The sequence below is a fragment of the Soonwooa sp. genome (assembly GCF_032062245.1).
GTDB lineage: Bacteria > Bacteroidota > Bacteroidia > Flavobacteriales > Weeksellaceae > Soonwooa.
In genome coordinates, this window is the sequence record NZ_DAMBQF010000002.1 from 87,829 (window position 1) to 100,793 (window position 12,965).

At 36.2% G+C, this 12,965-nt stretch carries 13 protein-coding genes; 9 read left to right on the top strand and 4 right to left on the bottom strand.

Annotated features, from left to right (window positions below; translation table 11 throughout):
- Nucleotides 1-19: 19 nt before the first annotated feature.
- The 3 genes from RT037_RS02190 to RT037_RS02200 all read left to right on the top strand — a co-directional run bounded on the left by RT037_RS02190 (nucleotide 20) and on the right by RT037_RS02200 (nucleotide 3,573).
- Complete coding sequence (locus RT037_RS02190; RefSeq protein ID WP_313027833.1) at nucleotides 20-1,909, top strand: hypothetical protein; 1,890 nt, start codon at nucleotides 20-22, stop codon at nucleotides 1,907-1,909.
- A 64-nt stretch (nucleotides 1,910-1,973) separates the two neighbouring features.
- Nucleotides 1,974-3,017, top strand: a complete 1,044-nt coding sequence (locus RT037_RS02195; protein ID WP_312323750.1) for a methylated-DNA--[protein]-cysteine S-methyltransferase — start codon at nucleotides 1,974-1,976, stop codon at nucleotides 3,015-3,017.
- 196 nt (nucleotides 3,018-3,213) lie between these two features.
- Complete coding sequence (locus RT037_RS02200; protein WP_312323749.1) at nucleotides 3,214-3,573, top strand: cupin domain-containing protein; 360 nt, start codon at nucleotides 3,214-3,216, stop codon at nucleotides 3,571-3,573.
- Between the two features lie 3 nt (nucleotides 3,574-3,576).
- Here RT037_RS02200 and RT037_RS02205 read toward each other — a convergent pair whose 3' ends face one another.
- The 3 genes from RT037_RS02205 to RT037_RS02215 are packed head-to-tail and all read right to left on the bottom strand — an operon-like array spanning nucleotide 3,577 to nucleotide 5,188.
- Nucleotides 3,577-4,035, bottom strand: coding sequence for a GNAT family N-acetyltransferase (locus RT037_RS02205; protein ID WP_313027836.1), 459 nt, complete (start codon nucleotides 4,033-4,035; stop codon nucleotides 3,577-3,579).
- Between the two features lie 3 nt (nucleotides 4,036-4,038).
- Nucleotides 4,039-4,422, bottom strand: a complete 384-nt coding sequence (locus tag RT037_RS02210) for a DUF3037 domain-containing protein (protein ID WP_312324051.1) — start codon at nucleotides 4,420-4,422, stop codon at nucleotides 4,039-4,041.
- Nucleotides 4,409-5,188, bottom strand: a complete 780-nt coding sequence (locus tag RT037_RS02215; RefSeq protein ID WP_312324046.1) for a HipA family kinase — start codon at nucleotides 5,186-5,188, stop codon at nucleotides 4,409-4,411. The genes RT037_RS02210 and RT037_RS02215 overlap by 14 nt, the downstream gene beginning before the upstream one ends.
- A 443-nt stretch (nucleotides 5,189-5,631) precedes the next feature.
- Between RT037_RS02215 and RT037_RS02220 the strand changes: the two genes are divergently transcribed.
- From RT037_RS02220 to RT037_RS02230, 3 genes are all read left to right on the top strand, one after another.
- On the top strand, nucleotides 5,632-6,567 hold the full coding sequence (locus RT037_RS02220) for a nitronate monooxygenase (RefSeq protein WP_312324049.1): 936 nt from the start codon (nucleotides 5,632-5,634) through the stop codon (nucleotides 6,565-6,567).
- A 188-nt stretch (nucleotides 6,568-6,755) separates the two neighbouring features.
- Nucleotides 6,756-7,184: a DUF4268 domain-containing protein gene (locus tag RT037_RS02225; RefSeq protein ID WP_312324044.1), complete on the top strand. Its 429-nt coding sequence runs from the start codon at nucleotides 6,756-6,758 to the stop codon at nucleotides 7,182-7,184.
- A gap of 73 nt (nucleotides 7,185-7,257) precedes the next feature.
- Nucleotides 7,258-7,494: a hypothetical protein gene (locus RT037_RS02230; RefSeq protein ID WP_312324042.1), complete on the top strand. Its 237-nt coding sequence runs from the start codon at nucleotides 7,258-7,260 to the stop codon at nucleotides 7,492-7,494.
- Between the two features lie 131 nt (nucleotides 7,495-7,625).
- Here RT037_RS02230 and pnuC read toward each other — a convergent pair whose 3' ends face one another.
- Nucleotides 7,626-8,315, bottom strand: coding sequence for a nicotinamide riboside transporter PnuC (pnuC, locus tag RT037_RS02235; RefSeq protein ID WP_313027840.1), 690 nt, complete (start codon nucleotides 8,313-8,315; stop codon nucleotides 7,626-7,628).
- Between the two features lie 177 nt (nucleotides 8,316-8,492).
- Here pnuC and RT037_RS02240 point away from each other — a divergent pair, with 177 nt between their 5' ends.
- From RT037_RS02240 to hemN, 3 genes are all read left to right on the top strand, one after another.
- Nucleotides 8,493-10,007, top strand: a complete 1,515-nt coding sequence (locus RT037_RS02240; RefSeq protein WP_313027842.1) for an amino acid permease — start codon at nucleotides 8,493-8,495, stop codon at nucleotides 10,005-10,007.
- 195 nt (nucleotides 10,008-10,202) lie between these two features.
- The gene (locus RT037_RS02245) at nucleotides 10,203-11,231 is read left to right on the top strand and encodes a glycosyl hydrolase (RefSeq protein WP_312322774.1); all 1,029 of its coding nucleotides are present in this window, start codon (nucleotides 10,203-10,205) and stop codon (nucleotides 11,229-11,231) included.
- A gap of 115 nt (nucleotides 11,232-11,346) precedes the next feature.
- Entirely contained in the window at nucleotides 11,347-12,705 is a 1,359-nt protein-coding gene (gene hemN / locus RT037_RS02250; RefSeq protein WP_313027844.1) for an oxygen-independent coproporphyrinogen III oxidase, read from the top strand.
- Nucleotides 12,706-12,965 lie beyond the last annotated feature (260 nt).

Below are 12,965 nucleotides of genomic sequence, written 5' to 3' on the forward strand. Positions count from 1 at the left end.
CAGTTTAAGATTTATCAAAATGAACAAAATTTCTCGCTTCAATCAATATTTACTAGAGCGTTATCCTACAATTTGGAATACCAAAATCGTTTGGATGTTGGCTCTGGCACTCTTATTTCACCTGATATTTTTTGGCATTGGATTTTTCGCGCACAGCGATCCCCAAACCTTACAAAAGAGTCGTGCAGTTGACGATTATTTTACGAATGGTATTATTTTTATTCATCTAATAGTTTCGGTTTTACTGTTGGTAGGCTGGCTGATTAATATGTTTAAGAATAATGCTTTCAAGAATTTTTATCCTGTTTCAAGCACCAAATTATTCTTCCAATTTGTCCAATATTTTGTAATTATTTTAAGCTGTACAAGTTTTTACATGTCGTATATGTTTGCGGACAAACTCAATATTAATCGGCTTTATCCAGATACGGAAATGTCTAAAAACATTGAGCTAATTAATACCACTTATCCTTTTCTGGCGCAGAATTATGAAGACTTCACTTTAGGAAATCGACTTTATCCAAAACCTTTTTTTGACTTGTACTGCGAAACAGATATTCAAAAAATTGAAAGAGATAAAAAATATTTTGTCAACTATGACAGAGTTTATCAATATTTTGAGGTTTATCCTAAAATTAGTACTAAAAAAAATAGTGATGACGAATATCTAAAGCCTGAACCAGAAGCAAGCAACGGGACAAAAATTGCTTACACCAAAACGGAAAGGGATAAAAAGATCTTCTATTTCAAAAAGAATGTGGTGGACTTGTCATCGTATATTCTCACCACTACGCCAAGTTTTTATAATTATTCAACAATTTTTTATGATCAAGGTGGAGAGAATTTTGCACCTTACTATGAGGGCATTATTGTTGACGATACCGAATCTCAACTATCAGAAACGCAGCAACAAAAACGTGCAAAAGTTAACAAAGCGGTTGCTGATTTATTAAATTCTAAAAGCAGACAAAATTTTGAAAAACAGTTCAATTCGTTTTTTGAGCTTGCAAAAAAATATAAAATCCGAACTAATCTTGACGCAAAAACTTTAACAGATTTAGTGTTTTATCCAGATAATTTTGAGGTTTCTATTTTTACTAAAAAATACAAACCAGAGCGAGACGAAACCTACGATCCATACAAATATACTGGTAGTGACTATGCGACAACGGCAGTTGAGGCAGCAGCGGATATTGATGTCGCAGCAGCAGCAGTTGTGCAAGATGGCAAGGTTGTAGATGCCGCGGTAAGTGTCAAAGATCTTAATCCTGAAGTTAATAGACAATTGTCTCCAGAAGAGTTCTTTGAAAGAAAACTAACCAATCACTATTTTTATTCAGATAACCTCAAACAGATTTTAGAAAATGTCGATACGATAAAAAATAAAGACTTCTTTATGGAGTACATTCACGTGTTTCTATGGATCTCGTTTTGCTTAGCAACCTTTATTCTAGGTTTCCGTGTAACGGGATTACGGGCTTTATTATTTGCGATTATTACAACTGGCGTTTTATCATTATTTATCGCACTTTTAAGTTTTATTGTGAATTTTGCAGTAGGAGGTAGTTTTGTCGAATATTTTGTATTGTATGCGTTTTTTGTAACCGGATTACTTATTTTGTTGATGAGCATTACTCAGACTTTTTCAAAATTTATAACTTCGATTGCCGTTAATATCAGTCTTAACACTTTTGTCGCTTTAGTCTTACTTTTATTCGCAATTATTACCAAACATCAAATTGATGCTTGTCGTGCGCTACCGATAAACAGGCTTGAAGTTTACAACTGTGATGGTATTTTAGATGTATTAGGAATGGATATAACAAGTTTTTCATTATTAATTATTGGCTTTATTTTTATTTTCTTGTTTACAAAAGTTCTTAGAAAATGGAAAGCTAAAACCGAATAAAAAATACTTGTTCAGTTTTCGGTTGTAACTAAAATAGGCTTTGTTCTAATTTTGAAATAAAAAAATGAAACTTTCCAACGACATAATGTACCAAGCCTCTTGTGACAAAAACCCTGATTTTGAAGGCGTTTTTTGGATGGCGGTTAAAACGACAGGGATTTTTTGTCGTCCAACTTGTACAGCAAGAAAACCAAAAATTGAGAATGTTGAATTTTTTGATAATACCAAAGATCCTATCTTAAAAGGTTATCGACCTTGTAAAGTTTGCAAACCTTTAGAAAATCCAGATCAGACGCCTATAGGAATTAAAAAACTCTTGGACGAATTGTCTAACGACCCCTGTCTTAAAGTTAAAGATTATGACTTAGTCAAGCGAGGTCTGGAGCCAGCCCATGTGCGACGTTGGTTTCTAAAACATCACGGAATGACCTTTCATGCTTTTCAAAGAATGTTTAAAATAAATTCGGCTTTCAAAAAATTACAACAGGGAGAAAACCTTATCGAAACCGCTATGGATTCTGGTTATGAAAGTTTGAGTGGCTTCAATGAAAGATTCAAAGACGTGTTTGGTGTATCGCCAACACAATCCAAAATGGAGAAAGTAATTGACTTAAAACGCATCGAAACCCCACTTGGGACAATGATTGCTTGTGCAGATAGCAACGGAATTTGCATATTAGAATTCTCAGATCGTAAAGCTTTACCAACAGAATTAAAACAAATTTCTAAACATTTTGACGCGACTATCATTCAAGGTCAAAATCCACATTTTATAACTTTGGAAAAAGAACTTAAAGAATATTTCGAAGGAAAAAAAACAGATTTTTCGGTGCCTTTATCGCCAGTTGGGACAGCTTTTCAGAAGCAAGTTTGGGAAGTTCTTCGGACGATTCCTTATGGTATGACCAGAAGCTATCAAGAACAAGCCAATATTTTGGGAAATCCAAAAGGCGTTCGCGCAGTTGCAAATGCTAACGGCCTTAATAAAATTTCGATTATTATACCTTGTCATCGCGTTATCGGAAGCGACGGAAAATTAACAGGTTACGGTGGCGGTATCTGGCGCAAACAAAAACTCCTAGAGCTCGAAAAATCGATTCTTTTTTAAATTAAGAATTAACGAAACATGGTCACTAAGCTAAATCGAAGGCTTCTTTATCGTTTTTCTGTTCGTCATTTCGAGTAGCGCAGCATATCGAGAAATTTTTTATTTTTAAGTTTAGAATTACGAATTAACTTTGCTTAAACCTTAAACCTTAAACCTTAAACCTTAAACCTTAAACCTTAAACCATAAACCCAAAAAATGAAAAAATATAAAATCCAAGCAAATCCTTTCGTTGTACCAACAACCGATGGAAAACTGATAGAAGAACACTGGGGAAATTCTACAGGAAACAAAAATATTTCGATTGCGCACATGGTCGCGCCTCCTAACTGGAGCGAGCCACATCAGACCCCAGAATTTGATGAATTCACTTTGATTATTTCTGGAAAAAAACAATTCGAAATCGATGGTGAAATCATCAATTTAGAAAAAGGTCAAAGCATTTTGATAGAGAAGGGAGCGCGTGTTAGATATTCCAATCCGTTTTCGGAAGCTTGCGAATATGTTGCAATTTGTCTTCCCGCATTTTCAATGGATTTGGTTAATCGAGAAGAGTAGCTTTTAAAATTCAAATTTTAGCAGTTGCATATCTTTTAACTTAAGGCTATTTTCAAAAATTGTTTCAGGATAATTGTCGAGGAAAAAATTCTTTCTGACGTCATATTTTTGAAATCCATTTCTTTCATAAAACCGAATCTGATTAATCCCACAATCTGCTGTCCCAACGATAATGCGCTTGTATTTTGGATAGCAGATTTTTTTGATGTGCGTTATCATTTGTTCGCCAATTCCTTGGCGCTGATACTTTTCAGAAACTGCAATGTTTTTTAATTCAACCGTTTCAGAATCTTGATGATATAAGCAGAATACGCCAACATTGTCGTTGTTGAGTTTTGCAAGAAAAACATCAGAACTCGATAAATATTTGTCGATGGCGTTGCGTGTTTCGTCCGCCAAAAGCAAAAGCTCGTAGGGATAATCATCCGTAATCAACTGAAAATCGAGTAGGGAAGTTTTCATTTTTTACATTACTAAATCTTTAAACAGTCGATCGAAAGCCGCATCCAAATCTTTGGCTTGTCCAGGATGCGGACGCGATGTTTGGATGATAGAACTCCGTACAGCCGTTAGCCAACGGAATCGTTCTGGGATTTCGAGTTGCGCAATTGGTCCAGCATCTTTCCCACCTTTTGCAACGTTTTCAAAAGACGTCAAATGTTTTTCGATGATGTCAAATTCGGTTTCACAAACAAAACATTTCATGCGGTCGGAGCAAAGGTATGTTTTCACTTTTATGTATTTTTCACGCTTGCTAAAAAGCACCAAACCAACATTGATGAACTCTTCGCGCTCAGGTTTCGGCACCAGACGGATCACCGCATACTCGTATAATTTAACCTCTTGCATGTTTCGCTTCATTTACAAAGTTATCAGAATGGGCAATACGTCTTGTCAAAAACTGAAAATACACTTCTTTTATTTCCTCTGGCGAAAGTTCGGTATCACGCCACTGTAACCAATCTTCAGGAATTAATTCCACGATGTTGCGCAAAACATCATCCGTCAATATCGCTCGGAATCTTGCGTTGACTTCGTCCAATTGATCGGCTTGCGGTAACAAAACATGATCTTTTATCATCACAAAAGGGCTCACAGCATTCTTTTCCCAATTGTCCCAAGAATGATGAAAATACAAGGAAGCACCGTGATCAATCAACCACAATTCTTTATGCCAATATAACATGTTTGTATTTCGGAAAGTACGGTCGATATTGGTAAGAAAAGCGTCTAGCCAAACAACTTCGGACGCCAATTTGCCATCGATTTTTACAGCCGCAGGATCGTAATTGATGCCACCAGACAAATAATGTAAGGCCAAATTTAGTCCAACACTCGCTTTCAACAAATCCTGAATTTCCTCGTCGGCTTCGGTTCTTCCGAAGTCTTCGTGCAAGTTTGCAAAAACCAATTCAGGCGTTCGCAATCCCAAAACCTGAGCCACTTTGCCACCGACTAACTCCGAAATCAAAGCTTTCACACCATGACCAGCGCCACGAAATTTCAACACATATTTGAAGTCGTCGTCGGCTTCCGCCAAAGCTGGCAACGAGCCGCCCTCGCGCAACGGCAATATATAGCGTAAGACGGTGACCGTCCGTAGTGATAAATCCATCTTGTAATTTAAAATGTAAAAATAAAGCAATATTTTTTATTTGGGCGCCTTTTCCGCCCTCCACTCCCGCTTTTTTGCTTTTCGACTTTCCAAGGCTTGGGCTTTCCACCGTGTCGAAGCGCAAAAAGAGCTCCGTTCAGGTCGGGGCGCAACCACGCCGTTGAGATTATTGTCAAAAATTTACTTTTCTACTACAGAGTTATTTTTTATTAGCCTTTGTGGTTTACAAAAATGCTATTTAGTTTCTTGTATTAAAGAAAAGAATGTTTCTAGTTTAGATGAAAATTCTTTAGCTTTTGTGGTTTAAGAAAGTAAAGATTCGATTTCTTAAAAGACGTTTTAAAACTCACAAAATAATCCTTATTTTTGGGAAAATATTCAACATAATGTCAAGTTTTATCGACTTCGGTATTGCGAAAAAATCTTACGATCATCAACAAAATATGAATAAAATAACAGAACTTTTTAATATAAAATATCCAATCATCCAAGGCGGAATGATTTGGCACAGTGGCTGGAGGTTGGCTTCGGCGGTTTCTAACAATGGAGGATTAGGACTTATCGGTTCTGCAAGCATGTATCCCGATATTCTTAGAGAAAATATTCAAAAATGTAAAGCAGCAACAGACAAGCCTTTTGGCGTTAATGTCGCTTTGTTGTATCCGAATCTCGAAGAGATTATCAAAATCATTTTGGAGGAGGGCGTTAAGATTGTTTTTACTTCAGCGGGAAGTCCAAAGGCTTACACTGAAATTTTAAAAAAAGAAGGCATCAAAGTAGCCCATGTTGTATCCTCAACCAAATTCGCTGTTAAATGTCAAGAAGCTGGAGTTGATGCTATTGTTGCAGAAGGTTTTGAAGCTGGCGGACATAACGGTCGCGATGAGACGACAACTTTATCACTTATTCCAAATGTTAAACGTCATATTTCGACACCGTTAATCGCTGCTGGCGGTATTGCAACAGGTGCTCAAATGAAAGCTGCAATGATTCTAGGTGCAGACGGCGTGCAAATTGGTTCTCGTTTTGCAGCAACTATGGAAGCGAGTTCTCACGATAATTTCAAAAATAAAATTGTTGAACTTGGTGAAGGCGATACACATTTAACTTTAAAGGAATTAGCGCCAGTGAGATTAGTGAAAAATAAGTTTTTCAACGATCTAGAAGCGCTTTATCAAGAGGGTAGAAATGTTGAAGCACTAAAAGAAACCTTGGGAAGAGCACGGGCAAAACGTGGTATGTTCGAAGGCGATTTGGAGGAAGGCGAGTTAGAGATTGGACAATCTTCGGCGCTTATCGATAGCATTTTACCAGTCGAAGAAGTTATCAAGAATTTGGTGGCGGAGTTTAATGCCGCTAATTTAGATATTAAATTATAGGTATTAGGTATTAAGTATTAGGTATTAGGTATTAGGTATTAGCAATTAGGTATTAGGTAGCTGGTTTTAGGTTTTAAGAATCTAGATAAGAAATCTTATCAATCAAATTTCTAGAATTAACACTAAAAACCAATAACTAAACACCAAATACCGTTAATTAATAATTCATCACTCATAACTAAGATAAAGTGTTTTCAAAACAAGAAGCAGCGCAACTAAAGAAAGAATTTTGGACCGCTTTCGGGAAAGCTTTTCCGAGAGAATGGTTGTTGTATGATACTAAGATTAAAGATTTTTCTTTTAAATTCAGTGCAGATAATAAGAAAGCTGAAGTCTCTCTCGACATCGAAATGAAAGACGAACTCTTCCGAAATGCTTATTTTGAGAAGATTCAATCTTTGGAAGATTTGTTGCGAGATGAGATTGGTGATTTTGAGATAGACGAACATTTTGTTTTGGAAAACGGAAAAGTTATTAGTCGCATTTGGATAACAAAAACTGGTGTTAGCGTTTTTAACAAACAAACTTGGCCAGATACTTTTGAATTCTTTGTCGAAAAAATGACCGCTTTCGAAATGTTCTTTTATGAATACGAAGATTTTATAAAAGACGTGTAAGACGATTTTATATTTTGGAATTACGAATGATGATTGACGAGTCAGTGATTTTGTAAGAAGCCTAAAAAAAATTATGAAGAAAATAACAATAAAAGCTAAAGATTTTTTCGAATTATTAAAATTGAAAGATCAGTCGATGTGGGATATTTTTGCATCCTTAATAGATGGAGAAGAAAAGGAACTTATTTTCGTTGACGAAAACAACGAGTTCTTGTTCAACTACATTTTGCCAACGGATTTCAAAAAATTACAAGACGATAAAGCTGTTTTCTCAAAAGAATATTCAGAAAAGTTGAGTGGGCTAAATTAGTCAAGCAACTTCACGATAATTCCTCCTAGCCCCGATTGAAGCGGCATCCTTTTGTAATGGCCGCTTAACGGAGTCGAAGCGATCATTACAAAAGATATAGCGGAAAGCGGGCGAGGATTTTCTAAGAACAATTAATCGACCTGCTCCTCATTTTTGTTTTGATTTTTCCAAGTTTTGAGCCATTCGATGTAGCCAACTGTCGCCATAAATGTGAATACGAAATATTGTAGCGACGTGATGCCAAGTCCTTTGTAGAGCATCATTGGGATACAGATAAGGTCTGCGACGATCCAAAAAATCCAGTTTTCGACAATTCGTTTTGCCATCAAAAACATGCCGACCAAGAATAGAGAAGTCGTCACGATGTCCATATAATTCGCCCAATCGAGATGATATAATCCTAATTTGACATTTTCCATCGAGAAGTTGTTGTCGATAAAAGGTTTGTAATAGTAGATTAATCCTACAAAAACTAAACTCCCAACAAATAAAACAATCGCATTTTTCCAATCTTTTGGAGAGGCTTTTTCTACATTGATGTGAACGTTGTCGTTTGTATTTTGACGCCATAATATCCAACCATAGATGCTCATTACCGTATAGTAAACGTTAATCAGCATGTCGCCTAACAGCCCAAAAACAAACATGATGTAAATAAATAACACCGTAGAAATAATGCCTGTCGGATATACCCAAATGTTTTTTTTGATTGAATAATAGACGCTTATAATACCAAAAAAAGTTGCAATAGCTTCTAGGACAATAAGATAGGTGTCGTAGGATTGATATTGTGCACTAAGGTTGTTAAAAAAATCGATCATACTGGTAAAGATACATATTTAATAAAAAATGGGTAATATTATTATTATATCATTAATGTTAAAAATACAAGATTCCCTTAACTTATTTTAATATTTTGTTAGGATTTGATGTTGTAATTGCGTTTTTTTTATATTTTCGTAACCTGAAATTAAATAAAGAAGTAAAGAGTATTTTTTATGTCAAACATTTGGATCAAAAAACCGCTAAGTGCTTACGAAGCGGACATGAAAAAAAGTCAATTGAAGCGTGTTCTTGGTAAATGGAGTTTAACAGCAATTGGTGTCGGCGCTATTATTGGTGGTGGTATTTTTGTGTTGACAGGGACGGGTGCTTATTATCACGCAGGTCCAGCTTTGGCGATTTCTTTTATTGTGGCAGGTATAGCCTGTGTTTTTGCAGCACTTTGCTACGCAGAGTTTGCATCGATAATTCCTGTAGAAGGTTCGGCTTACGCTTATGCTTACGGGACAGTTGGTGAGATTTTCGCTTGGGCGATGGGCTGGTGTCTCATCCTTGAATATGCCATGGCAAGTATGGCGGTCTCCGTGAGTTGGTCCGGTTATTTTAATAAATTTCTAAAAATATTTGGCGTCCATTTGCCTGCTTGGCTGACGTCGGATCCATCAAGTTATGTTGGCGAAGGATTCTCTATGAATTTGCCAGCTTTTATCATTGTACTTTTAATTACTGCTTTGTTGGTTAAGGGGACAAAAGAAGCGGCTGGCGCTAACAACCTTATTGTAATTATGAAAACGTCGGCGGTTATTTTTGTAATCATCGCTGGTGCTTACATCGTATTTACAAACACAGATCTTTATACAAGTGTTGACGGTGTTAAAAATTGGAAACCTTTTATCCCAGCCGAAGCACTAGTCAAAAACCCCGAGGGTGATATGGTCTCAGCATACGGCATCAAAGGGATCATCTCGGGAGCTGCAGCTATTTTCTTTGCTTACATCGGGTTCGATGCCGTGTCTACACAAGCTGGAGAAGCTATTAATCCTAAAAAAGATGTTCCGTTTGCGATTATCACGTCGTTGTTAATTTGTACTGCGCTTTACATTTGTGTGTCGTTGGTATTGACAGGGATGATGCATTATACAGATTTTAATCCAGAAGGCAAATTCCCAGAAGCGATCAAGGCTCCAGTAGCTTACGCTTTCGAAATTGCAGGTTATCACTGGGCAAGTAATATTGTTACGATTGCAGCAACAGTAGGACTTATCTCTGTAATCATGGTTATGATGATGGGACAGTCGAGAATCTTCATCGGAATGTCAAAAGATGGACTTATCCCAAAATTCTTAGGAGAGCTTCATCCAAAAACTAAAACACCGGCTAAAGGAATTATTCTTCTTGGTGTTGTTGTAGCTTTCGTAGCGGCGTTTACACCGATTTCGACTTTGGCGGATATGACAAGTTTTGGGACATTATTCGCGTTTACGCTAGTGTGTATCGCGGTTTGGGTAATGCGTAAGAAAGAACCAAACCTAGAAAGAACTTTCAAAGTACCAGCTTATAAAGTTGTCGTTGCTTTGGGTGTTTTCATCAACTTATATTTGATTCTTAACCTTAGCGCACATGCTTTAGAATTGTCTGCTGGCTGGCTTGTATTGGGAGTTTTGGTCTATATGTTCTATGGTCGCAAAAATAGCCATCTTAACAATCCTCATAAGAATACCGAAAACTAAATATATTTTTTTGGCCCGCTTTTTTTTGAGCGGGTTTTTTATTTGGGCGTCTTTTCGGTCTACGGGCAGTCGCTGTTATGCTCGGACGGCTCCGCTTTGCTCCGCCGCCTCGCATAACGAGCTCCAACAATGCCCTTCGCCCGGACGCATATTCAAAATAAAAATACTAATTTGTCCTTCGAATATTTACAAGTCATGAAATCAATTTTTCTTTTTGTTGCGATAGCCGTTTTTGGATTTTCAAAATCTCAAAACATCAAGATTGATACTTTGTTAACAGATAACATTAGCATTCGCGCTATCGAAGTTTACGATGGCAAAGTTTGGTACGCAGGCTCGCAATCGAAGTTTGGGTTTGTAAAAATTAAAAATCCAAAAGATAAAAGTCAAATAAAGCTTAATTCCAAAAATCAAGAATTTCGTGTGTTAGCACGATTTAAAGAAGGTTTTTTCGAAACTGTTAATATTGGTTCGCCAGCTCAATTTTATGGTGTTTCTTCAGTCAATCTAAGTGTTTCGGAATTGATGAGATTTTCAGATTCTACAACTTTTTATGATTGTTTCAAAGTTAACAATACTAACAATAATGGTTTAGCGATTAGTGATCCTTTTGCAGATGGGAAACCTAATTTTTTTATTACATCAAAAGATAAAAAAATGGTTAACGATACTTATCGAAATGTTCCTACCTATGCTAAAGGAGAAGCGCATTTTGCAGCGAGTAATTCTAATATTACAATGCAGGGTAACAAAGTTTGGATTGCTACTGGTGGTACAAAAGCTAGAATTTTCAAATTCGATTGGTCAAAACCTTATGATTGGGAAGTATACGAAACGCCTTTTGTGCAAGGTACACCTTCGCAAGGTATTTATTCTATTGATTTTGCGGACGAAAATTTTGGTATTGCTGTTGGTGGCGATTATAAAAACCAGTCCAAAAATATTAACAACATTGCGACAACCAACGATGGTGGCAAAACATTGCATATACAAGCTTCTGGACAAAATGCAGGTTATTCGACTTGTGTTAAGATAAAACCAAAATCCAAAGGCAAGGAGATTGTAGCTTTAGGAGATAATCATATAAGTTATTCTAAAGATTTCGGAAAATCTTGGACAAAAATTTCAGATGAGAAAGGCTTTTACACTTGCGAATGGCTGGATGCCAAGACTTTAGTTTTAGCAGGAAAAGACAAAATTTCAAAACTTAGTTTTTTAGATTAATATGAAAAATTTCTCCTGTTTGTACAACAAAAGTCATTTTTTGGCTTTCGGAAAGTATATTTAACTCTGACTTCTATTTCGTAACTTTGCAGTCAATTTTAATGTCGAAGACAAGATGATTTCATTAGTTGACAAATACAATATTCCGGGTCCGCGTTACACGTCTTATCCAACTGTTCCGTATTGGGACGACGCTTCATTTTCTCCAGAATTATGGAAGCAAAGTGTGGTAAGAACTTTTAAAGAAACTAACGCGAAAGAAGGAGTTTCAATTTATATTCATTTACCTTTTTGCGAAGCTTTATGTACGTTTTGTGCGTGCCACAAGCGTATTACAAAGCAACATTCGGTGGAGGTTCCGTATTTGGAATCTGTTATTAAAGAATGGAAACTTTACCTAGAATTATTCGACGAAAAGCCGATTCTTAAAGAATTGCATTTGGGTGGTGGTACGCCAACTTTCTTTTCACCACAGAATTTGAAAACGCTTTTGTCTTCAATTTTCGAAACGGTAAAAATTGCAGAACATCAAGAATTTTCGTTCGAAGGACATCCAAATAATACAACCAAAGAACATCTACAGACATTTTATGATTTAGGATTTAGAAGAGTAAGTTTTGGTGTTCAAGATTATGATCTTAAAGTTCAGAAGGCGATTAACCGCGTTCAACCTTTCGAAAACGTAGAAAAGGTAACGAAAATGGCGCGCGAAATAGGCTATCAAAGTATTTCTCACGATTTAGTGTTTGGTCTACCACATTCCAATTGGGAAACAACCGAGTTTACCATTCGTAAAACTTTGGAGTTAAAGCCAGACCGTTTGGCGTTTTATTCTTATGCGCATGTGCCTTGGATAAAAGGTGTTGGGCAAAGAGGTTTTGATGAAAAAGATTTGCCATCTGGTGAAGAAAAACGCAAACAATACGAAAACGGGAAAAAACTTCTTGAAGATCTTGGTTACATCGAGGTTGGCATGGATCATTTCTCTTTAGAATCGGACGATCTTTATCAATCCTTGATTGGTAAAAAACTTCACCGAAACTTTATGGGTTACACGTCGAGCAAAACCCAATTGATGGTTGGTCTTGGCGCATCATCAATTTCGGATTCTTGGTATGCTTTTGCGCAAAATGAAAAATCGGTGGAAGAGTATCAAACCAAAGTTGAAAACGGTGAAATTCCAGTTATTAAAGGCCATATTCTCAATGATGAAGATTTAACGATTCGTCGTCATATTCTTAATTTGATGTGTCAACTAGAGACGACTTGGGATGTGCAAACAAGCTTCCCCGAGTTAGAAAATGCATTAGAAATGTTGAAAGAAATGGAAGCAGACGGCTTGGTAGAATTTGCAGATCATCAAATAAAAATTACCGAAAAGGGTAGAGCTTTTACAAGAAATGTAGCGATGGTTTTTGACCTTCGAATGATGCGTAACAAACCCGAAACCCGTATTTTTTCGATGACGATATAATTTTTAAAATTGGATTTTAATTCAGGAAAAATTATAAAATAGAATAACGGAAAGAGTTGAGAAATCAGCTCTTTTTTTGTTTTTGCTAAAAGAGTTTACAAAGATTTAAAAGATTTCGATTTTATCAAATATTTTATCCAAGATTAAAATTAACTTAAAAAAAAGTTAAGGTTTTTACGCTGATTTGTTAATAATTACACAAAAGCAAATTCTTATTTATAGAGAAAATCATTATATTTGCCGACTAAATTAATTATATA